21 protein-coding genes and 1 tRNA gene are annotated in these 20638 nt (G+C 68.6%); 12 read left to right on the forward strand and 10 right to left on the reverse strand.

Translation table 11 applies throughout. The annotated features are described in order from the left end of the window. A complete protein-coding gene (locus IFU30_RS06955) occupies positions 1 to 804 on the forward strand; it encodes a hypothetical protein (protein WP_192004715.1) in 804 nt (267 codons plus the stop codon). A 300-nt stretch (positions 805 to 1104) separates the two neighbouring features. Further along, on the forward strand, positions 1105 to 1797 hold the full coding sequence (locus tag IFU30_RS06960) for a ScbR family autoregulator-binding transcription factor (RefSeq protein WP_192004716.1): 693 nt from the start codon (positions 1105 to 1107) through the stop codon (positions 1795 to 1797). 70 nt (positions 1798 to 1867) lie between these two features. Here IFU30_RS06960 and IFU30_RS06965 read toward each other — a convergent pair. Next, positions 1868 to 1943 (reverse strand) — tRNA-Lys (locus IFU30_RS06965). Positions 1944 to 2072: 129 nt separating this feature from the next. Between IFU30_RS06965 and IFU30_RS06970 the strand changes: the two genes are divergently transcribed. The 3 genes from IFU30_RS06970 (at position 2073) to IFU30_RS06980 (ending at position 4486) form a co-directional block, all read left to right on the forward strand. Then, positions 2073 to 2702: a DNA-directed RNA polymerase subunit beta gene (locus IFU30_RS06970; protein ID WP_086474394.1), complete on the forward strand. Its 630-nt coding sequence runs from the start codon at positions 2073 to 2075 to the stop codon at positions 2700 to 2702. A gap of 348 nt (positions 2703 to 3050) precedes the next feature. Continuing rightward, positions 3051 to 3641, forward strand: a complete 591-nt coding sequence (gene sigK, locus IFU30_RS06975) for an ECF RNA polymerase sigma factor SigK (protein WP_229940357.1) — start codon at positions 3051 to 3053, stop codon at positions 3639 to 3641. Continuing rightward, complete coding sequence (locus tag IFU30_RS06980) at positions 3638 to 4486, forward strand: anti-sigma factor (protein WP_192004717.1); 849 nt, start codon at positions 3638 to 3640, stop codon at positions 4484 to 4486. The genes sigK and IFU30_RS06980 overlap by 4 nt, the downstream gene beginning before the upstream one ends. A 128-nt stretch (positions 4487 to 4614) precedes the next feature. Here the strand turns inward: IFU30_RS06980 and pstB are convergent, their stop codons facing one another. The 8 genes from pstB to IFU30_RS07020 form a co-directional block, all read right to left on the reverse strand. Further along, complete coding sequence (pstB, locus tag IFU30_RS06985) at positions 4615 to 5394, reverse strand: phosphate ABC transporter ATP-binding protein PstB (RefSeq protein WP_056007815.1); 780 nt, start codon at positions 5392 to 5394, stop codon at positions 4615 to 4617. A gap of 20 nt (positions 5395 to 5414) precedes the next feature. After that, positions 5415 to 6515: a phosphate ABC transporter permease PstA gene (gene pstA / locus IFU30_RS06990; protein WP_086474391.1), complete on the reverse strand. Its 1101-nt coding sequence runs from the start codon at positions 6513 to 6515 to the stop codon at positions 5415 to 5417. Continuing rightward, positions 6515 to 7459 carry a phosphate ABC transporter permease subunit PstC gene (gene pstC, locus IFU30_RS06995; protein WP_079705344.1) on the reverse strand — a complete coding sequence of 315 codons (945 nt, stop codon included), beginning with the start codon at positions 7457 to 7459 and terminating at the stop codon, positions 6515 to 6517. Before pstC ends, pstA begins: the two co-directional genes overlap by 1 nt. Positions 7460 to 7580: 121 nt before the next feature. Further along, entirely contained in the window at positions 7581 to 8672 is a 1092-nt protein-coding gene (gene pstS, locus IFU30_RS07000) for a phosphate ABC transporter substrate-binding protein PstS (RefSeq protein ID WP_079706246.1), read from the reverse strand. Between the two features lie 193 nt (positions 8673 to 8865). Next, positions 8866 to 9804 carry an NUDIX hydrolase gene (locus IFU30_RS07005; protein ID WP_192004718.1) on the reverse strand — a complete coding sequence of 313 codons (939 nt, stop codon included), beginning with the start codon at positions 9802 to 9804 and terminating at the stop codon, positions 8866 to 8868. A 52-nt stretch (positions 9805 to 9856) separates the two neighbouring features. After that, a complete protein-coding gene (locus IFU30_RS07010) occupies positions 9857 to 12052 on the reverse strand; it encodes an RNA degradosome polyphosphate kinase (RefSeq protein WP_079705346.1) in 2196 nt (731 codons plus the stop codon). 90 nt (positions 12053 to 12142) lie between these two features. Next, positions 12143 to 13048, reverse strand: a complete 906-nt coding sequence (gene mshD / locus IFU30_RS07015; RefSeq protein ID WP_192004719.1) for a mycothiol synthase — start codon at positions 13046 to 13048, stop codon at positions 12143 to 12145. After that, positions 13020 to 13709 (reverse strand): response regulator transcription factor, encoded by a 690-nt coding sequence (locus tag IFU30_RS07020; RefSeq protein WP_175116223.1) that lies wholly within the window; start codon positions 13707 to 13709, stop codon positions 13020 to 13022. Before IFU30_RS07020 ends, mshD begins: the two co-directional genes overlap by 29 nt. 110 nt (positions 13710 to 13819) lie before the next feature. Here IFU30_RS07020 and IFU30_RS07025 point away from each other — a divergent pair, with 110 nt between their 5' ends. From IFU30_RS07025 to IFU30_RS07040, 4 genes are all read left to right on the forward strand, one after another. Continuing rightward, a complete protein-coding gene (locus IFU30_RS07025; protein WP_064296602.1) occupies positions 13820 to 14110 on the forward strand; it encodes a hypothetical protein in 291 nt (96 codons plus the stop codon). A gap of 133 nt (positions 14111 to 14243) precedes the next feature. Next, a complete protein-coding gene (locus tag IFU30_RS07030; RefSeq protein ID WP_192004720.1) occupies positions 14244 to 14948 on the forward strand; it encodes an FABP family protein in 705 nt (234 codons plus the stop codon). A 1-nt stretch (position 14949) separates the two neighbouring features. Then, positions 14950 to 16116, forward strand: a complete 1167-nt coding sequence (gene ygfZ / locus IFU30_RS07035) for a CAF17-like 4Fe-4S cluster assembly/insertion protein YgfZ (RefSeq protein ID WP_441005544.1) — start codon at positions 14950 to 14952, stop codon at positions 16114 to 16116. A gap of 62 nt (positions 16117 to 16178) precedes the next feature. Beyond that, positions 16179 to 17246, forward strand: coding sequence for an FUSC family protein (locus IFU30_RS07040; RefSeq protein WP_192004721.1), 1068 nt, complete (start codon positions 16179 to 16181; stop codon positions 17244 to 17246). A gap of 19 nt (positions 17247 to 17265) precedes the next feature. Here the strand turns inward: IFU30_RS07040 and IFU30_RS07045 are convergent, their stop codons facing one another. Further along, positions 17266 to 18090 (reverse strand): class I SAM-dependent methyltransferase, encoded by an 825-nt coding sequence (locus IFU30_RS07045; RefSeq protein WP_192004722.1) that lies wholly within the window; start codon positions 18088 to 18090, stop codon positions 17266 to 17268. A gap of 71 nt (positions 18091 to 18161) precedes the next feature. On the opposite strand from IFU30_RS07045, the gene IFU30_RS07050 reads away from it, so the two are divergent. The 3 genes from IFU30_RS07050 to IFU30_RS07060 all read left to right on the forward strand — a co-directional run. After that, entirely contained in the window at positions 18162 to 18911 is a 750-nt protein-coding gene (locus tag IFU30_RS07050) for a phosphoglyceromutase (RefSeq protein WP_079705352.1), read from the forward strand. A gap of 162 nt (positions 18912 to 19073) precedes the next feature. Beyond that, on the forward strand, positions 19074 to 19940 hold the full coding sequence (locus IFU30_RS07055; protein ID WP_192004723.1) for a hypothetical protein: 867 nt from the start codon (positions 19074 to 19076) through the stop codon (positions 19938 to 19940). A gap of 109 nt (positions 19941 to 20049) precedes the next feature. Continuing rightward, on the forward strand, positions 20050 to 20638 hold a 589-nt coding region (locus tag IFU30_RS07060; RefSeq protein WP_192004724.1), incomplete at its 3' end, for a chaplin family protein.

A 20638-nucleotide genomic window follows, 5' to 3' on the forward strand; every position in this document is an offset into this window, starting at 1 on the left:
ATGACCGACGGACCCGCCCGATCTCGAACCGGCCTGCTCGATCACGCGGCGCCGGCCCACCTCGGGACGCCCGACGCCGCACTGCGCTTCTCCGGCTTCCGTGAGCCGGGCGGACGCCACCTCATCGTCGATGGCGCGCAGGCGTTCGAGTTGAGCTTCCCGTGCGGAAGCTGCGCGCTGCTGTTCCGTCGTCTGGACGAGGGTGCTCGGGCGCTCGCCGTAGACGCACTGCACGATCACCTGGACGAGGGCGTGCCCGCGATCGACGATCCTTCGTTGCTCGACCTCGTGTCGACGTTCCTGCCCGAGGGGACCTACCTGCCGCTCCTGCTGTCCATCGAGCCCGTCCTCGTCGCGCCGGGTGACGATCACGACTACTTCTCGCGGGAGCAGGTCGCGCACCGCGGCATCGACCCCACGCTCGGGGCGCCGGAGGACCCTGCGACCGGCTACTACCGCGGCCCGACCCGGACGACCGGCGAGCACGAGACCCTCTTCGAGTTCCTCGTGCCGATGGTGCCGCCCGGTTGGAACGACCGCGAGCGCGTGGCCTCGTATGAGGAGCGGCTTCGTGCCGGGGGAGCGGCGACCGTGCTCGCGGTCTCCGTGCTGGACCGGACGCAGCCGTTCGACCGCGCCGACGCCCACACGGGTCTCGTGCACTTCGTCCTCGACGGCCACAACAAACTGGAGGCAGCCGCGCGTCTCGGCGTCCCTGTCACGGTCCTGTCGTTCGTCTCGGTCGACGCGAGCCTCGCGGAAGAAGCGACGGTGGCCGGCCTCCCGGAGCTGCTCGCGCACTGATCACGTCACGTGTGTGACCGGGTGGATCACGCAGCGCTGGATCCCCCGATCCCTGCGTGACCCACCGGTCGAGGCGGTGAGCGTCGCAAACCCCCGTCGCGACGACACAGTCCACTGAGGCGTGGACTGCGGCGGCATCACCTCCATCAGTGTGTCACGAATAAGTCGTTCGTACCAGTTATTGAAAAAAGGTCTGCTGTGCGAACTCCGAGCCCTAGGCTGAGGCCCCGACCGGCCACGGTCGACGGATACGGCGCCGGTAGATCGGAGTCGGAACACAGGCTGCGCGAGGAGGTCAGGATGCCGGGGACGCGACGAACGCCCACCCAGGAGCGCGGACAGGTGACGCAGGACGCGATCGTCGAGGGTGCCGCGACCGTCTTCGACCGCATCGGCTACGGGAACGCCAGTCTGTCGATGATCGCGCAGGCGTCCGGGATCTCGCAGGGCTCCATGTACTTCCACTTCAAATCGAAGGAACAGATCGCCCTCGCGGTGATCCACGAGCAGCACGACCGGTCGATGCCGCTCATGGCACGGGTGTCGGAACAGTACGACGGGGTCCTCGAACGGCTCATCCGGGTTTCGCGCGCCATCGTCGACCAACTCGAGAACGACCCGGTGGTCCGGGCCGGGATCAGACTGACGCTCGATGAGGGTTCGCTGAGCCAACCGGCCGGTGCGTTCTACGAGGATTGGATCTCGGGGACGGCCGCTCAGCTCGATGTGGCGCTGCAAGCCGGGGACCTGGTGAGTTCGATGTCGGCGCCGGACCTCGCCCGCACGTTGATCGGGTTCTTCACCGGTGTCCAGCTCACCGCCCAGGCGACGGTCGGGCGCTCGGACATCGCAGCGTCGGTGGACCGCATGTGGCGGCTCGCGATCGACGCCATCGTCCCCGAGGCGCAGTGGGCCGAGGCGACGCGGGTCCGGGAGGACGCCTTCGGCGCTGCGGGCGATGTGCGCCCGACACGACCTGCCGCGTCGATGTAGCGATCCACGCCGGGGGATGGGCGGGCGACGACCGTCTATCCCGACGTGACGCGTTCGAGTACCGCGTCTGTGGTGGGCCCGGTGGGGCTCGAACCCACGACCCGCGGATTAAAAGTCCGATGCTCTGCCAACTGAGCTACAGGCCCATACGCGCTCTACTCTACGAGATTTCGACGGCACCCGTTGACGCGCGGGCCGGGGCCACGGGGGAGGATCGCCCCACGAGGCGAGTACCGTTGTCGGGTGCGCGAAGCGCGTCGCAGGGAGGAGCAGGCATGACCGAGGGGTTCCATCGTCCGACGAAGCTCCCGCCGTCGATGCTCGAAGCGATCCAGGGCGGTCTCGACCCGGAGGCCGTCTCGAGGATCACCCATGAGACGGCAGTCGCCCTCCTCACCCGGGTGCGGGCGGACCCGGACCCTGCCGTGGTCGATCGCCTCGTGACGTACACGGACGAGCACGGGATCGACGCGATCGCCGAACTCTGGTCGCACGCCAGCCCGCGGAGCCTCCCAGGAGCCCTCTGGCGGATCTACCTACTGCGCCTGCTCATCCGGCAGGACCCGGTGGGCACGAGCTTCAGCTTCCAGCGGGGCACCGAGCTCATCACCACCGTCGACCCCGTGATCGCCGGCGCGGCCGAGCCGACCGGGCCGGAGGAGATCATCGTCCTCGCCGACCAGATCCTCCGTGGGCTGTACACCGGCGACTTCGCGATCGCCCTCGAGCGGGCGGCGTCCTTCTGCCGGATCAACGCGGTCGGCTGCACCTCCCTCGCGAACGACCGGGATGCGGTGGACCCCGCCGACGCCGCGAGACTCACCACGAAGGCCGCGCGGTTCAGCACCATCGCCGAGGAGCTCGCCGGCTGCGCCCGACTGTGGCGCACCGATTCCCTCGACTGATCCAGGCGCCCTGGTCAAGGCCTTCGACCTGGGAATGTCCACAGGTAATCCCTTGCTACACTGTTCTAGCCGGGCCGCAGTAACCCCGGGCTCCAAAAATCGCCGCTTCGAGCGGCCTTGCGCCGAGAGGCGTTCCTGCGGCCTGGCACTTGCTTTGTGCGGAGGTCTTCAGCCGCCTGCCGCCCGTTCCGTGATGACACCGGAACTGGGGTGTCGAATCGCGTCGATTCCTCCAATCGGATCCCGGGTCGGCACCGAACTCCGTGTATGACCGCCGCACTGTACACGCAGACCCGACCTCGGGTGGGCGTCGCGCAAACGGCCGGTGTCCGTGAGAAGCTAAGACTTGTGACCACGGGACCGGAAGCCGACGCTGCACCGCAGGTGTCTTTGGCGAACGTGCTCGACGCGCTCCTCATCCGCGTGGCCGGCGGCGACCAGGTCGCGTTCAGCGAGCTGTACGACCACATCGCGCCGCGGGTCCTCGGACTCGTCAAGCGGGTGCTCGTCGACCACGCGCAGTCCGAAGAGGTCACCCAGGAGGTGTTCCTCGAGGTCTGGCAGAACGCCCAGAAGTTCGAGGCGGGCAAGGGCACGGCCACGACCTGGGTGCTCACCATGGCGCACCGTCGTGCGATCGACCGCGTGCGGGCCTCACAGGCCGGACGTGACCGCGATCTCAAGATCGGCATCCGCGACTTCGACGAGCGTGTCGACAACGTGCAGGAGACGGTCGAGATCCGGATCGAGCACGAACGCGTCAAGCGGGCCTTCGTCCGGTTGAGCGAGCTGCAACGCGAAGCTGTTTCGCTCGCCTACTACGGCGGCTACAGTCACAGCGAGATCTCGAACCTGCTCGGCGTGCCCATCGGTACGGTGAAGACCAGGTTGCGAGACGGAATGATCAGACTTCGAGACGAGTTGGGGGTGCGTACATGACCGAGCGAGACGATGCAACAGACCTGGCAGCCGGAAACGCGCTGCACACCCTGACCCCGCGCGAGCAGGAGCGGTTCGACCGCCTGCGCGCCGAACACGAGTCCGTCCGCGAGGAAGCGGCGGAATTCGAGGAGACCGTCGCCATGCTCGACCTCGCAGCACCTCCCGTGCAGCCGTCGGCAGCGCTCAAGAACTCGCTCATGGCTGCGATCCAGAACTTGCCGCAGCTGCCCGCTGACGCCCCCGTCGACGCTCCTGTCGCCGAGGTGCAGCCGCTCCCGACCGAGCTCCCAGAGGTCGACGAGACGCCGGTGTCGACACCGACCGCCACGCCTGCCCCTGCAGCAGCGACCACCCCGGTGGCCGGTGCAGCGGAGCGCAAGGCCGCCTCACGGTGGCGTCGCAGTGCCGTCGGCATGGTGGTCGGCGCCGCAGCCGCGGTCGGCCTCATCTTCGGTGGTGTCGGACTCGCGAACACCTTCGGTGGCGGATCCCTCACGCAGACGGTCGCGCTCGCGGAGATCAACGCGGCGTCCGACGTCCAGCGCGCGAAGGTGTCCATGGACGATGCGACGGCGACCCTCGTCTGGTCGGGCGAGCTCGGCAAGTCAGCTCTGCTCGTCGACGGACTCGGCTCCCTGCCGTCAGACAAGGTCTACGAACTCTGGTACATCGGCGAGGGAGGCCCGGTCTCGGCCGGCACCTTCTCCGCAGCGAACGGCACCACCTGGCGGGTCCTCGACGGCGCCATGAGCGCGGGCGACAAGGTCGGCGTGACGGTTGAGCCGCAGGGTGGCTCCAAGCAGCCCACCACCGACCCGATCATGGTCATCGAGACGGCGTAGTCCGTTCCCTCCGGCCCGAGAGGGTGTATCGGCAGGCCCTTCGCCTCGACAGACTCGCGGAGCCGCTGCAGACGACGACAGCCCCGCCCGGGATTCCCGGGCGGGGCTGTCGTGATGCCGGCGTCAGATCAACCGAAGCGACCAGAGACGTAGTCCTCGGTCGCCTGGACGGACGGCTTCGAGAACATCGTCGTGGTGTCGTCGTACTCGATGAGCTTGCCCGGCTTGCCGGTGCCCGCGATGTTGAAGAACGCGGTCTTGTCGCTGACGCGGCTCGCCTGCTGCATGTTGTGCGTCACGATTACGATCGTGTACTCCTGCTTGAGTTCCTCGATGAGGTCTTCGATGGCGAGCGTGGAGATCGGGTCGAGGGCCGAGCACGGCTCGTCCATCAGCACGACGTCGGGGGAGACGGCGATGGCACGGGCGATGCAGAGACGCTGCTGCTGACCACCGGAGAGACCGGAGCCCGGCTTGTCGAGGCGGTCCTTCACCTCGTTCCAGAGGTTGGCGCCCTGAAGCGAGCGCTCGACGAGCGCGTCCTGATCGGACTTCGACATCTTGCGGTTGTTGAGCTTGACGCCCGCGAGGACGTTCTCCTTGATGCTCATCGTCGGGAACGGGTTCGGGCGCTGGAAGACCATACCGACCTGACGACGGACGAGGACTGGGTCGACGCCCGGGCCGTAGAGGTTGTTGCCGTCGATCAGGACCTCGCCCTCGACGCGTGCGCCGGGGATGACCTCGTGCATGCGGTTCAGGGTGCGGAGGAAGGTGGACTTGCCGCAGCCGGAGGGGCCGATGAAGGCGGTGACCGTGCGGGGCTGGATCTGGAGGGAGACGCCCTCGACAGCCATGAAGCTGCCGTAGAAGACGTTGAGGTCGTTGACTTCGATGCTCTTGGACACGGGGTTCCTTTGCTCGCGGCCTAGCGGCCGAACTTGGGGGCGAAGATCTTGGCGATGAGTCGGGCGATGAGGTTCAGCGCCATGACGATGAGGATGAGGACGAGTGCGCCGGTCCAGGCGCGGTCCACGTAGGCCGCCCCGTCGGTGCCCTGGTTCGCGTACTGGGTGTACACGAAGACGGGGAGGGTCATCATCGGGCCGTCGAACAGGTTGTAGTTCATGCTCTGGGTGAAGCCGGCGATGATCAGGAGGGGCGCGGTCTCACCGATGACACGGGCGACGGCGAGCGTCACGCCGGTGATGATGCCGGCGATCGAGGTGGGGAGGACGATCTTCAGGATGGTCAGCCACTTCGGCACACCGAGGGCGTAGGAGGCTTCACGCAGCTCGTTCGGCACGAGCTTCAGCATCTCCTCGCTGGAGCGGACCACGACGGGGATCATGAGCAGCGACAGCGCGATGGCGCCGCCGATGCCGAGCCGGACGCCCGGGCCGAAGAAGATCGCCAGCAGGGCGAAGGCGAACAGCCCGGCGACGATGGACGGGATGCCGGTCATCACGTCGACGAGGAAGGTGATGCCCTGGGAGAGTTTGCCGCGACCGTACTCGACGAGGTAGATCGCCGTCAGGATCCCGATCGGGATGGAGATGACCGACGTGGCCAGCGTGATGAGCAGGGTGCCGGTGATGGCGTGCAGTGCTCCACCGCCCTCACCGACGACGTTCCGCATCGACAGGGAGAAGAACTCGATGTCGAAGCGGGCTGCGCCGGCCGAGATCACCGTGATGGCGACCGAGACGAGCGGCAGGAGGGCGACGACGAAGGCCGCGGTCACCAGGGTGGTGAGCAGGCGGTCCTTGGCCTTCCGGCGTCCCTCCACCATGAGTGACGAGACGTACACCGTCACCGCGTAGAGCGCGGCACCGAGCACGACGGCTCCGGGGACGTTGTAGCTCTTGTCGGCCGTCGACTGCTGCAGCAGCAGGAAGATGACGCCGCTGACGATGAGGCTGCCCGCGAGGATCGTGAGCGGCGCGAACTTCGGCAGCTTGCCCGCGGTGAGCGAGTTGGAGAACGGCGTGGCGATGGACGCCTGGCGGCGGTCGGTCGTGGCGGTCATCAGTTCGCTCCCGAGAATTCTTTACGACGGTTGACGATGAGTCTGGCGATGAAGTTCACCACGAAGGTGATGATGAACAGGATCAGGCCGGTGGCGATGAGCTTGTTCACGTCGATGCCGAAGGACTCGGGGAAGTTCAGGGCGATGTTCGCCGCGATGGTGTTCGGGTTGCTCGAGGTGAGCAGGAAGAACGAGTAGACGGCGGCGGGGGAGAGCACGAGCGCGACGGCCATCGTCTCGCCGAGGGCGCGTCCGAGGCCGAGCATGGAGGCGGACACGATGCCTGGGCGTCCGAACGGCAGGACCGCCATCTGGATCATCTCCCAGCGCGTGGCGCCGAGCGCGAGCGCGGCCTCCTCGTGGAGCTTCGGGGTCTGGAGGAAGATCTCCCGGGAGATGGCCGTGATGATCGGGATGATCATGACCGCGAGCACGAGGGCGACGGTGAGGATCGTGCGACCGGTGCCGGACACCGTGCCACCGAAGAGCGGGATCCAGCCGAGGTTCTCGGACAGCCAGGCGAAGAAGGGCTGGACGAACGGCGCGAGGACGAGCGCACCCCAGAGGCCGTAGACGACCGACGGCACGGCGGCCAGGAGGTCGATGACGTAGCCGAGGGCGACCGCGAGTCGGCGCGGCGCGTAGTGGGTGATGAAGAGGGCGATCCCGAGCGAGAGCGGCACGGCGATCGCGAGGGCGAGGATGGCCGCCCAGATGGTGCCGAAGACGAACGGGCCGACGTAGGCCCAGAAGCTCGTCGGAGCACCGGTGAACGACGAGGAGTCGGCCGTGAGGGCCGGGAACGCCTGGACGATGAGGAAGATCGCGACCGCCGCCAGGATGACGAGGATGAGTGATCCGGAGACGACGGAGAGCGTCGAGAAGACGCGGTCGCCGACTCGTTGCTTGGCTTTGGGTCTCGCAGCTAGGGCCTCGACAGCCATGGGTTCCCGTTCTCTCGATGCGATGGTGGTGCCCCTCGACAGACTCGGGGAGCGGGTACTGCGGGTGCTGGTGACGCAGGTCGAGCGTGCCGGGCAGGACCCGGCACGCTCGACCGTTGGATTACTTGATGGACGCGATCGCGTCCTGGACCTTCTTGGCGAGGTCTGCGGAGAGCGGCGCAGCACCGGCCGACTTCGCAGCCTCTTCCTGGCCGGCGTCGCTGGCGATGTAGCCGGCGTAGGCCTTGACGAGGTCGGCGACCTTCGGGTCGGCGTACTCCTGGCAGGCGATGAGGTAGCTCACGAGCACGATCGGGTAGTGGGTCGCGTCCGTGGTCTCGCGGTCGAGCTTGATCGCGATGTCGTTCGCCTCGCGGCCTTCGACGAGCGGCGAGCCCTCGACGACGGCGGCAGCACCCTCGGCGCTGTACTCGACGAACTCCTCGCCGACCTTGATCTTCGCGACACCGAGGTCGCCGGCCTTCGACGCGTCGGCGTAGCCGATGGTGCCGGTGCCACCCTTGACGGTGTCGACGACGCCGGAGGTGCCCTTGGCACCCTCACCCGACTGGAACGGGAAGGTGTCGGCCGGCTCAGCGGTCCAGACGTCCGGAGCGTTCTTGTTCAGGTAGTCGGCGAAGTTCTTCGTCGTTCCCGAGTCGTCCGAGCGGTGGACGGCGGTGATGGGGGTCGAGGGGAGCTTGGCCTCTGGGTTCAGCGCGACGATCGCCGGGTCGTCCCAGCTGGTGATCTGACCGGCGAAGATCTTCGCGATGGTCGCTGCGTCGAGGTTGAGCTCGTCGACGCCCTCGACGTTGAAGATGACCGCGATCGGGGAGATGTAGACCGGGAGGTCGATCGCCTTGGTGTCGGCTGCACATGCGGCGAAGGTGCTCGAGAGCTCTTCGTCGGAGAGGGCCGAGTCCGAACCGGCGAACTGCACGCCGCCGGCGATGAACGCCTTGCGGCCGGCGCCGGAGCCGTCGGGGGAGTAGTTGATGGTGACGTCCGGGTTCGACGTCTGGAAGGCGGCGACCCAGGCTTCCTGGGCGCTGCCCTGCGACGATGCGCCGCTACCGGCCAGGCTGCCCTTGAGGTCGCTGGCGGCTGCGCTTGTGGCGGTGGCGCCGCCTTCGTTGGCCGCACAGGAGGTCAGTGCGACGGCTGCGACTGCTGCTACGACCGCGACGCGGCCGAAACGTGAGAACTTCACAGGGATGTCCATTCATTGGTGTGGGTGCGAGCCGGTGCTGGCTCGTCAGTGACGCTAACCACGTGGCATGACGAGCATCCCCCGTGATGGTAAACAACGGGTGAACGGATATCGACGGCTTCATGGCGGCCGACGTGGCAACGCCGCGAATGCACCACGAACGGCCCCTGTTCAGGGGGTTCGCGCGGATGGGTCAGACGCGGGGTTCGTGCGTCTCGATCGCGATGATGCCGGAGCTCGGGTTCGTCCGGGAGAGGTGCACGATGGAGAACGCCCCGGTCTCGAGTGCGGCGGCGCTTCCGAGGTAGGAGCCTCGGGTGGACCCGGTGGCGAGCGCGATCTCGTGCAGGATCTCGGGGAGGACCGGCCCGTGGCTGCAGAGGATCGCCGTCTTGAGCGCCCGGACGCGGCGGCCGACGACCCGGCGGACGTCCGATTCACCGCGCTCGTAGGCGTCCTGGCTGATGAGGTCGGAGCGTTTCGGCTCGATGCCCGCGGCCGCGGCGATCGGGCTGACGGTGCTGACGCAGCGCACGGCCGTGCTCGTCACGATCTTGCGAGGACCGAAGGCGAGCAGGGTCGCGACGTTCCCCGCGGCCTGCTTGACGCCGCGTGGCGCCAACGGCCTGGTCGCGTCCTCGCCAGGCCATTCGGAGGGGGACGTGGCCTTCCCGTGGCGCATCGCGATGAGGGCGAAGGTCGCTGTGACTCCCTCGTCGACCAGTGCGGCGAAGGCGTCGAGGATCTCCACGTCGCGCTCGTAGCTGAGGTAGCTCCGTGCCCGCTTGATGGTGACCCACTCCAGGGCGGCGACCTCGCCGTTCGGGATGAACGTGCTCTCGCGGACAGCCTGGTCGGTGACCTCGGCCGACCAGTAGTGGACGATCTTCTCGCGACCGCTCGACAGGGGGTACGTGGAGACACCGAGCGGCACACCGAGGTGGACGCTCAGGCCGGTCTCCTCCTTGATCTCCCGCACGGCCGTCTGCGCGAGCGTCTCTCCGGGATCGACCTTGCCCTTGGGGATGGTGACGTCGCCGTACACCGTGCGGTGGATGACGAGGAGGTGGACCTTGCCGTCGATGAGACGCCAGCACACGGCACCGGCTGCGTAGATTGCCGTCGTCGTCATAGTCACTGCCTCGTCGTGTCGTGGTGCTCGGGTGGGTCGCGGTGCGAAGTCGTCAGCGACGGTTCCTCGGCCGGCGGCGGGCCGCGGTCTCGAGCATGAGGGAGTCTTGCAGATCCGTGAGCGGTCGTCCGTCAGCGTCGACCGCGTGGCGCGTCCAGACGCCGTCGGCGTCGAGCCACCACGACGACGTCTGCTCGTCGAGGGCCTGCTCGAACATCGCGGCGGTCGCCTCGAGGTGCTTCGGGTCGGTGAGCCTGACGAGCGCCTCGACGCGGCGGTCGAGGTTGCGGTGCATCATGTCGGCGCTGCCGATGAACACGTGCGGGTCGCCGTCGTTGTGGAACGAGAAGATGCGCGAGTGTTCGAGGTACCGCCCGAGGATGGAGCGCACGCGGATCGTCTCGCTCATCCCCGGCTGGCCTGGCTTCAGCGCGCAGATCCCGCGAACCCACAGGTCGACCGGGACCCCCGCCTGGCTGGCCCGGTAGAGCGCGTCGATGATCGACTCGTCCACCATCGAGTTGACCTTGATGCGGATCCCGGAGGGCTTGCCCTCCTCGGCGTTCGTGCGCTCTTGCTCGATGTGCTTGAGGAGGCCCTTGCGCAGGTGGCGCGGCGCGACCAGGAGTCGCTTGAACTTCTTCTCGATCGCGTACCCGGACAGCTCGTTGAAGAGGCGGGTGAGGTCTTTGCCGACCTGGTCGTCGGCCGTGAACAGACCGAGGTCCTCGTAGATGCGGCTCGTCTTCGGGTTGTAGTTACCCGTGCCGATGTGGCTGTAGTGGCGTAGCACGCCGCGCTCCTGCCGCACGACGAGCGCGAGCTTGCAGTGCGTCTTCAACCCGACGAGCCCGTAGACGACGTGGACGCCGGCCTTCTCGAGCTTCCTGGCCCAGGAGATGTTGTTCTGCTCGTCGAACCGGGCCTTGATCTCGACCAGCGCGAGGACCTGCTTGCCGGCCTCGGCCGCGTCGATGAGTGCTTCGACGATGGGGCTGTCGCCCGAGGTCCGGTAGAGGGTCTGCTTGATCGCGAGCACGTGCGGGTCGGCGGCGGCCTGCTCGATGAACGCCTGCACGCTCGTGGCGAAGGACTCGTACGGGTGGTGGACCAGGACGTCCTCACGGGCGATCGACCGGAAGAGGTCGGGCTTGCCGTTGGGCTCGTCAGGCTGGAACTGCAGCGCCGTGGTCGGGACGCGTTTCGGGTACTGGAGATCCGGGCGGTCGATGCCGGCGAGGCTGAAGAGGCCACCGAGGTCGAGCGGCGAGGGCAGGCGGTAGACCTCCTGCTCGGTGATGTCGAGTTCGCGGACGAGGAGTCCGAGGGTGACATCGTCCATGTCGTCGGTGATCTCGAGCCGGATGGGCGGCCCGAACCGGCGGCGCAGCAGCTCCTTCTCGAGGGCCTGGATGAGGTTCTCGGTCTCGTCCTCCTCGATCACCATGTCCTCGTTGCGCGTGACGCGGAAGACGTGGTGGTCGACGATCTCCATGCCGGGGAAGAGGTGGCCGAGGTGGTTGGCGATGACCTCCTCGAGGGCGATGTAGCGAACGCTGGGAGCGGTGTCCAGCGACGCGGAACGGCGCTCCGCCGGACCGACGCGGACGAAGCGCGGCATCATCTGGGGGACCTTGAGTCGGGCGAACTCCTCGCGCCCGGTGCGGGTGTTCCGCACTCGGACCGCGAGGTTCAACGAGAGGCCGGAGATGTAGGGGAACGGGTGCGCCGGGTCGACTGCGAGCGGCATGAGCACCGGGAAGACCTGGTTGCTGAAGTACTCGCTGAGGTACTCGCGGTCGGCTGCGTCGAGTGAGTCCCAGGTGACGACCGTGACGCCGCGTTCGGCGAGGTCGGGACGGACGAGGTCGTGCCAGGCGCGCGCGTGCCGTTCCTGCAGGACGTGCGCCTGCTGCGAGATCTCGGACAGGACGTCGGCCGGAGCGTTGCCGACGTTGGTCGGCACAGCCAGTCCGGTGAGGATGCGGCGCTTCAGGCCGGCGACCCGCACCATGAAGAACTCGTCGAGGTTCGAGGCGAAGATCGCGAGGAAGTTGGCGCGTTCGAGGACGGGCAGCGCCGGGTCTTCGGCGAGCTCGAGGACACGCTGGTTGAAGGCGAGCCAGCTGAGTTCGCGGTCGAGGTAGCGGTGTTCGGGCAGCGCGGGATCGTTCCGCTCGAAGGCGGGGTCGAAGTCCTCTTCGTCTCCATCGAGGCCGACATCGAGCACGGTTGGGTCTGCTGGCATGTCTTCATCATGACACCGTGGCGGGGGTGGTCGCGACGACTGCGGTGAACACTGTGTAAATGCCGCAGCGCCGCGCCGCTGTGGAGAGGATCAGGCGTCGGTTCTCGCGTACTGCACGTCGATCGTGTGGTCGGTGAATCCGAGCGAGCGGTACAGCGACACCGCAGGGAGGTTGTCGGCTTCGACGTAGAGCGTGACTGCCTCGACGCGTCGATCCCGCAGGCGGGCGAGGCCGGCCTCCATCAGGAGTCGCCCGAGCCCTTGGCCACTTGCCGCAGGGTGCACGCCGACCGCGTAGACCTCGCCGACCGTGTCCTCGACCTTCAACCAGATGAATCCGAGGAGGTCGCCGTCGGAGCCTCGTGCGAGCAGGAAGTCGTCGGCGTCGAACCAGGACTCGGCTTCCCGGGCGCGGAGATCGTCGAGGGTCATGCGTCCCTGCTCGGGGTGGTCGGCGAAGGCGAGCGCGTTGACCTCGAGCCACTCCTCCTCGTCGACTCCCGGCCGGAACGTGCCGACCGTGACATCCGCGTGCCCAGTGGTGGCCGGTCGTGCGCGGCTCGTCGGCGCCTTGGTCAGGCGGAGCTGCAGCAGCGTCCTGACCGGCGAGAAGCCGAACTCCTGTGCGAGCACCCGGGAGGCGGGGTGGTCGCCGTGTGCCCAGATGCGCACCTGCGGAGGACAGTTGGCGAGGACGCCGCGCAGTGCGGCGCGACCGTAGCCGTGACCCCGCCACTCGGGCTCGACGACGAACTCGAGTTCGCCATGGCCGAGGATGGCCGCGCCCACGACGGCGAAGTCGTCGGGGTCGACCGGCGGGTCCTGTGGTTCGACGGCGAGGATCAGTGTTCGGGCGCCGGACGCGGCGTCGATGAGCGACTGGTCGCTGAACGGCGGCTGGCCGTCGACGAGCGACGCCGTGCGCACGACGCGCTCGAGCGCATCCCTGGTGCGGGCGTCGTCGACGTTACGAACCGACAGCGTCAGCCGGGGCATGATCGTCCTCGTAGACGTTGAAGCGGTAGCCGACGTTGCGCACGGTGCCGATGAGCTGCTCGAGGTCGCCGAGCTTGGCGCGCAACCGGCGGACGTGGACGTCGACGGTTCGCGTGCCACCGAAGTAGTCGTAGCCCCACACCTCGCTCAGCAGCTGCTCGCGCGTGAACACGCGGGAGGGGTGGGTCGCGAAGAAGCGGAGCAGCTCGAACTCCTTGAAGGTGAGGTCCAGCGGCTTGCCGTGGACCTTCGCGGAGTAACTGGCCTCGTCGATGACGACGCCCGACGCCTGGATCTTGCTCGCCGAGTGCTCCTGAGAGGCGCGGCCGATCGCCAGCCGGATCCGCGCGTCGACCTCGGCCGGTCCGGCGGATTCGAGGATGACGTCGTTCACGCCCCAGTCGGCGCTGACAGCCGTGAGGCCGCCCTCGGTCAGGATGAGGAGGAGTGGGACCGACAGCCCGGACGCACCGAGGATCTTGCAGAGCGACTTGGCGCTCGCGAGGTCCTGGCGGGCGTCGACGAGCACGAGGTCCGAACTCGGAGCGTTCACGAGTTGTGCGGGGTCGGCTGGGATCTGCCGGGTGCGGTGGCTCAGGAGCCCGAGGGATGGGAGGACCTCGGTGCCGACCATGGAGGTCAAGACCAAAATTTGCGCCACGCGCATCCTCCCGACTGAGTTTGGAACCATATTAGGCGAACGACCGCACCCCACGTCGCACCGGGCGCCCGCTGGTGGTCCGATGGCGTCCGCTCTGTGACAATGGGTCCGTGAGCGAAACCACTCTCTCCCCCCGGCTGCGCTGGATCAGTGTCGTCTCCATCTGGGCGCTCGCGCTCGTCGGCGTCGTCGTGTCCGGCTTGCTCTGGAGCCCGGGGGAGACCTTCTTCGGGCTGTCGGCCACGCTCGGCCTCTGCACCCTGGCCGCGTTCTCGGCACAGCTGTTGACGCGACAGAAGGTGGGATTCGTCGATCGGATGTCGACGAGCGTCACCGGCGCCGTCCTCATCCTCGCCATCGGCGGTGCCGTGTATGGCCTCATCGCCCTGGCCTCGGGGTAGACTTTCCGCATGCTGCTCGCTCTCGAAATCTTCTTCATCGGCTTGCTCGTCCTCGCCAGCCTCGCCATCGCGTTCACCGCGGTGGTCGTGCTGAAGAACCTGTACCGCGGTCAGCGCTAGTCCGGGTCCCTCGATGATCGAGATCCCGAGCGGCCTGCCGAGCGAACTGGTCCCGCTGTCGTGGCTCATCGGCGTCTGGGAGGGCACCGGCGTCATCGACTACCGGGTCGGCGACGAGACCGTGACCCGCGAGTTCGGCCAGCGCGTGAGCTTCAGCCACGACGGCCTGCCGTACTTGAACTACAACTCCTACACCTGGCTCCTGCCCGAGCAGCCCCCGCGCGACGCCGAGGGGGCCTCGTCCACGGACGAGGACGCCCTGTCGGACGACACCGCTGCGGACGTCGCGCCTGAGGGAGCCTCGGCGGACGAGTCCGGTGTGCCCGAGCCGCTCGTCACCGAGACGGGCTACTGGCGCCTCGAACGCCCGCTGATCGAGGGCGACCCGGGCCCGGGCATGCTCCCAGGGCAGGGCCCCCGCCCGTTCGGCACCGCACAAGCGGTCGAGACCCTGCGTACGTCGACCGGTGCCTTCCCCCTGCAGGTCTCGATCGTCCACCCGAACGGTGTGAGCGAGCTCTACCTCGGCCAGATCGACGGTCCGCGGATCGACCTCGCGACCGATGCCGTCGTCCGGACCGCGGGAGCCAAGGAGTACGCCGCCGCGACCCGCCTCTACGGCCTCGTCGAGAACCACCTGCTCTGGGCCTGGGACATCGCCGCCCTGGGTCAGGACCTCCGGACGCACGCCTCGGCGCGCCTGGCCAAAGCCGACTGACGTGACCATTCCCAACGGAGCGGTCACACCGGACCCGATTCCGGGTTCGCCCTTCCTCACGCTGCCGGGTGCCGTCGAACAGGCGGATGCCGTCGACCACGGCGTCCCCTCCCATTACGGCAGCCCGAACATCGAGCAGCGCCTCATCGCCAACGGTAAGGCGATCGTCGACCTGTCGAACCGTGGCATCGTGACGGTCACCGGCCCCGATCGGCTGAGCTGGCTCAACTCCATCACGAGCCAGGAGCTGCGCTCGCTGTCGGCCGGCATCTCGACGGAGACCCTCTTCCTCGACCAGAGCGGCCGGATCGAGCACGCGGTCAAGCTGCTCGACGACGGCACGACCACGTGGCTCGTCACCGAAGCCGACGATGCTGCGCCCCTCCACGCCTGGCTCGACCGGATGCGGTTCATGCTGCGCGTCGAGGTGGCCGTCGCGACCGAGCAGTACGCCGTGATCGGTGCGGCGGCGGGTCTCGCGGTCGACGCTGCAGAGCCGAACGGCATGCCGCTCGTCTGGCACGATCCGTGGTCCGAGGTCGCGGTCGGCGGGCATCAGTACGCGACGGGCGAGCACCCGGGTGCAGCGTGGACATGGACCGAGACGATCGTCGCACGCGAGCAGCTCGAGTCGCTCGTGCAGCAGGTCCGTGCGGGGACGTTCTCCGCCGCGGGTTCGCTGGCCGCCGAGGCCCTGCGGATCGCCGCCTGGCGCCCGCGGTTGCAGTCCGAGGTCGACGAGCGGAGCATCCCGCACGAGCTCGACTGGCTGCGCTCGGCCGTCCACTTGAACAAGGGCTGCTATCGCGGTCAGGAGACGGTCGCCAAGGTGCACAACCTCGGGCATCCGCCGCGTCGCCTCGTCATGCTCCTCCTCGACGGCTCCGATGCGGTCCTGCCGCCGGCCGGTTCGAACGTGGTGCTCGTCGGCGTCGGCGACGACGCGACCCGGAAACCCGTCGGACGCATCACCTCGAGCGGGATCCATCACGAGTTGGGCCCGGTGGCCTTGGCGATCGTCAAGCGCTCCGCGGATCCGGCGGCCGTGCTGACGGTGGAAGCCGACGGCATCGATGTCGCGGCATCGCAGGAGATCGTCGTGCCGGCGGATGCCGGGGCCACGGCGAACGTGCCGCGGCTGCCGCGACTCGGCGCCGTCCGGCGCTGACCTCGGTGGGGAAGGACGACGCCTCGGACCCGGGCGTACGGGTCGACCGATGGACCGCTGCGGTGCGTCGCCGCATCGCGCTCGGCGACGCCTGGCATCGTCTCGTCGGATCCGTGCCGGCGGTGCTGCAGGTCAGCGCCACGGCGATCGGCGCGTACGCGTTCGCCCACTACGTGCTCGGGCACGCCGTGCCACTCCTCGCCTTGACGGTGACGATCTCGAGTCTCGGGTTCGTTCGCGACGCCCGTCCGATCCGGGTCCTCGAGACGGCCGTGGGGATGAGCGTCGGGATCGCGCTGGCCGAGATCCTGCTCCTCGGCTTCGGGCAGGGGACGTGGCAGCTCGCGGTCGCGCTCGTGCTCACGCTGCTCGTCGCCCGGTTCCTGTCGCCGGCGGCGTCGTTCGCGATCGCGGCGGCGGTGCAGTCCGTCCTCGTCATGCTCCTGCCCGTGCCCGACGGCGGCCCGTTCGTGCGCACCCTCGACGGTCTGATCGGCGGGGTCTTCGCCCTGCTCGCGACCGCGCTCATCCCGCGCGACCCACGCCGGAGCGCTCGCCGGGACGGCCAGCGGCTCATCGACGAACACGTCCGGACCCTCGCCTCGCTCGTCGCCGCCCTCCGTCTCGGCGACCTCGAGGAGGCTGACCGCGCGCTCGCACGGGCGAGGGCAACCCAGCCGGCCCTGGACGCGTGGCGCGGAACCCTCGACTCAGGGCTCGCCATCGCGCGCATCTCGCCGTTCCTCCGCAAGGCGGTGTTCGACCTCGAACGGCAGCGGACCATGCTCGACGGCATGGACCTCGCGACCCGCAACCTCCGGGTGATCGCCCGGCGCATCGACTACGTGTCGCGCGACGCCACGAGCCGCCCCGAGCTCGCGGACCTGCTCGCGCGCACCTCCGTCGCGCTCGGCATCCTGTCGCAGTCGATCGGCGACATCGCCCAGCAGCCGGTCGCGAGGCAGTCTCTGCTTGAGATCGCGAAGCACCTCGAGCCGGTCGCCGTCCTTCCCGACGCCTCGGTCTCCGAGCAGGCGCTCGTGCTCGTGCTCCGGCCGTACCTCGTCGACCTGCTCACGGCGACGGGGCTGCCGACGCAGGAGGCGCAGGCGGCGCTGCCCTCGCTCTGACGGGAGCATTCTCCGACACTCAGTCCGTCGAGGAAGGCCCCGGGGAGACAGCCGACCACGGCAGTGTCAGCTCACCGAGGCGCCAACGGTTGCGGCCGGCCAGCACCGGCCACCCGCTGTCCCGGAGCGTCCGGACGGTCGCCAGCCATCGTTGGACCGGGCTGTAGACCGCCAAGGGTGCATGCATCCGCCAGGCGCGGTCGAGGTCCGTCATGAGCGCATGGACACGTTCGCCCGGCACGTTGTGATGGATCAGCGCCTTCGGCAGTCGTTCGGCCACGATGGACGGCAGCTCGAGGTCGGCGAGCCGCAGACTGATGGAGAACGACTCCGCACGACCCTGGTCGTCGACCGCGATCCAGCTGGACACCCGTCCGATCTCGTCGCACGTCCCCTCGACGAGTACTCCGCCGGGCTGCAGCCGCGACGCCATGAGTCGCCAGGCCCCCGCGACCTCGGCTTCGTCGTACTGCCGGAGCACGTTGAACGCCCGAATCACCGTGGGACGGTCGTCGCCGGTCGGCACCTCGAACCCGCCGCGCGCGAAGGAGACCGCGGCCGTCGGCGTGAACCGGGTCGTGCCCGCTCGCACCTGCTGCAGTTGCGCGTCAGCGGTGCGGACCCGCCCCGGTTCGATCTCGAATCCGATGACCCGAACGTCGGGGCGGACGGCGCTCAGCCGGTCGTGCAGTTCCAACGCAGTGACGCCGCTCGCGCCGTAGCCGAGGTCCACCACCAGCGGGTTCGTCGTCCGTCTGAGTGAGGGGTGGGTCGCGATCCAGCGGTCCACCCGTCGGAGCCTGTTCGTGCCGGTCGTCCCACGGGTGATCGATCCGACGGGCATGGATCCATTCTCCCTCACCCAGCGGGGTCACCGTCCACCTCGCGCTCATGCGCCGTCGGTATGCTGGGGACATGCCTGAGACTTACACCCTCGTCCTGCTGCGCCACGGCAACAGCGACTGGAATCAGAAGAACCTGTTCACCGGTTGGGTCGACGTCCGACTCAGCGAACTCGGCGTCACGGAGGCCAAGCGTGCGGGCGAACTGCTCGCCGACTCCGGCATCACCCCGGACGTGCTGTACACCTCGGTCCTCTCCCGCGCGATCCAGACGGCGAACCTCGCCCTCGAGACCGCCGACCGCATGTGGATCCCGGTCAAGCGCAGCTGGCGCCTCAACGAGCGTCACTACGGCGCGCTGCAGGGCAAGGACAAGGCGCAGACGCTCGCCGAGTACGGTCCGGAGCAGTTCCAGACCTGGCGTCGTTCCTTCGACGTGCCGCCGCCGCCGATCGACGACGACAACGAGTGGTCGCAGGCCGATGACCCCCGGTATGTCGGGATCGACGGAGAACTGCCCCGCACCGAGTGCCTGAAGGACGTCATCGACCGGATGTTGCCCTACTGGGAGTCCGACATCACGGTCGACCTGGCCGCCGGCAAGACCGTCCTCGTGACGGCGCACGGCAACTCGCTCCGCGCACTCGTGAAGCACCTCGACGACATCTCGGACGACGAGATCGCCGAGCTGAACATCCCCACCGGCATCCCGCTCGTCTACGAGCTCGACGCGGACTTCCGTCCGGTCGCCCCGGCCCGGTACCTCGATCCCGAGGCCGCAGCAGCAGGCGCCGCCGCCGTCGCGGCGCAGGGGAAGAAGTAGCGGAAACCCCACCAAACCACCACCCCGGTCGGGAGTGCCGCTTGGCGACATCGTCGCCGAAAGCGCTCCTGGCCGGGGTTTTCCATGTCGCAAAAAGGGGGTTGAACCGCCTCGGGGTTGGGCGTACAGTGACTGCACTGTAACCCGATTGGGGGGATACGCATGGAGCAGTCGACCGACGGCACCCGTTTCCCCCTGTGGCGCGCCCTGGCGCTCGGTGGCTTCGCCGCCGCGGCGTTCACGGCGATAGCCCTCTTCGGGTCGCCCTCCTCCGCGCATGCCGACGACGGTGCCACCGATCCGTCGCTCTTGGGCGCGGTGACCGAGGTCGTCGGCTCGCTCGAACAGCCCGTCAATGCTGTCGCCGAGGTCGTCGACGTCGTCGACACCACGGTGCTCGAACCGGTGGTCGACGTCGTCGACGAGACCGTCGCTGCGGTACCGGTCGTGAGCGACGTGGTCGAGGAGACCGTCGGCGCAGCACCCGTCGCCGCGATCGTCGATCCGGTCGTGCAAACGGTCGATCAGACGTTGACCGGTGTCGCCGACGTAGTCGCCGCGGTCCCGGTCCCCAGCACGCCGATCATCGATCCGGTCGTCCCAGCGCTTCCGCAGGGCCCGGCAGCGGACGTGTCGGCCACGGACTCGACCGCAGTCGGCGCGGTCCTCCCGACGACGGTCCTCGGACCGCCGACCGGCCAGCAGGGTGACTCGACGATCGTGTCGGGCGGCCAGGATCGCGGAGACACGTCGTCCACCGCGGCCGAGCCCGCCGCCGTCGTCGGATCGTCCAGCCTCCCCGCCACCCCTGCGAACCTTCCGCTGCTGCCGGACGCCGACGGCCGCTGGGCCGTCACGCCGAGCGGCTCCGGGTCCTCCGGCTCCGGTGGGGCCGTCGGTGGCGCCGCGGCGGCCGAACAGTCGATCTCCGTCATCCTCCCTGCGCCCGGCGACGACCGTCGCGGACCTGCGCGAGACGAAGACCTCCCGGCTTCACCCACGTTCCCCTCCGATACCTCTCCTGACTGACGCCGGACCACTCTGCCGTTCGCGGCGGAGACCCGCCCCTGGGCGGTTCAACGGTCCGAAGCCTCCCGACCACGGGAGCACATCAGTCACTCTGCAAGGAGCAGGAATCATGAATTCGTATGTCAAGAAAGGCCTCTACTGCGGCCTGTTCGTCGCGGGACTCACGTTCCTCGGCGCTACCGCGGCCAACGCCGACACGTCCGGGGACGACAGCATCCTCGGCGGAACCCTCGTCGACGTGGTCCTCGAGGCCCCCGTCGAGATCGTCGACACCGCGGTGAGCGTCGTCGGCGATTCAACGGCGACGTCCGCACCCGAAGCGGCACCTGAGCCTGAGCCGGCACCCGTGCCGGAGCCGGCACCAGCACCGGAGCCGGCACCTGCGCCGGAGCCAGCACCTGCGCCGGAGCCAGCACCGGTGCCCGAGCCCGCGCCGGCCGCCACCACCAGTGGTGACGACAGTGTCGCGGGTGGGAACCAGGTCCAGTTGCCCGTCTCCATCCCGGTGACGGTCGAGGACAACGCGATCTCGATCATCGGCGATGCCGAGCAGTCGGGTTCGACGTCCGGACCGGTGGCGGGGGAGTCCGCCTCACCGGTCACCGAGGAGGCGACCACCTCCGGTGACGACAGTGTCGCCGGTGGGAACCAGGTGTCGCCGGTGGTGACCGTTCCGGTCACGGTCGGTGGGAACGCCA

Source organism: Plantibacter sp. CFBP 8798, assembly GCF_014841195.1.
Classification (GTDB): Bacteria; Actinomycetota; Actinomycetes; order Actinomycetales; family Microbacteriaceae; genus Plantibacter; species Plantibacter auratus.

What these genes read in the sequence shown, in the direction of transcription:
- IFU30_RS06955 (WP_192004715.1), top strand. Translation starts at nt 1, where the DNA reads ATGACCGACGGACCCGCCCGATCTCGAACCGGCCTGCTCGATCACGCG.
- IFU30_RS06960 (WP_192004716.1), top strand. Translation starts at nt 1,105, where the DNA reads ATGCCGGGGACGCGACGAACGCCCACCCAGGAGCGCGGACAGGTGACG.
- IFU30_RS06970 (WP_086474394.1), top strand. Translation starts at nt 2,073, where the DNA reads ATGACCGAGGGGTTCCATCGTCCGACGAAGCTCCCGCCGTCGATGCTC.
- IFU30_RS06980 (WP_192004717.1), top strand. Translation starts at nt 3,638, where the DNA reads ATGACCGAGCGAGACGATGCAACAGACCTGGCAGCCGGAAACGCGCTG.
- pstA (WP_086474391.1), bottom strand. Translation starts at nt 6,515, where the DNA reads ATGACCGCCACGACCGACCGCCGCCAGGCGTCCATCGCCACGCCGTTC.
- pstC (WP_079705344.1), bottom strand. Translation starts at nt 7,459, where the DNA reads ATGGCTGTCGAGGCCCTAGCTGCGAGACCCAAAGCCAAGCAACGAGTC.
- IFU30_RS07005 (WP_192004718.1), bottom strand. Translation starts at nt 9,804, where the DNA reads ATGACGACGACGGCAATCTACGCAGCCGGTGCCGTGTGCTGGCGTCTC.
- IFU30_RS07010 (WP_079705346.1), bottom strand. Translation starts at nt 12,052, where the DNA reads ATGCCAGCAGACCCAACCGTGCTCGATGTCGGCCTCGATGGAGACGAA.
- mshD (WP_192004719.1), bottom strand. Translation starts at nt 13,048, where the DNA reads ATGCCCCGGCTGACGCTGTCGGTTCGTAACGTCGACGACGCCCGCACC.
- IFU30_RS07030 (WP_192004720.1), top strand. Translation starts at nt 14,244, where the DNA reads ATGATCGAGATCCCGAGCGGCCTGCCGAGCGAACTGGTCCCGCTGTCG.
- IFU30_RS07045 (WP_192004722.1), bottom strand. Translation starts at nt 18,090, where the DNA reads ATGCCCGTCGGATCGATCACCCGTGGGACGACCGGCACGAACAGGCTC.
- IFU30_RS07050 (WP_079705352.1), top strand. Translation starts at nt 18,162, where the DNA reads ATGCCTGAGACTTACACCCTCGTCCTGCTGCGCCACGGCAACAGCGAC.
- IFU30_RS07055 (WP_192004723.1), top strand. Translation starts at nt 19,074, where the DNA reads ATGGAGCAGTCGACCGACGGCACCCGTTTCCCCCTGTGGCGCGCCCTG.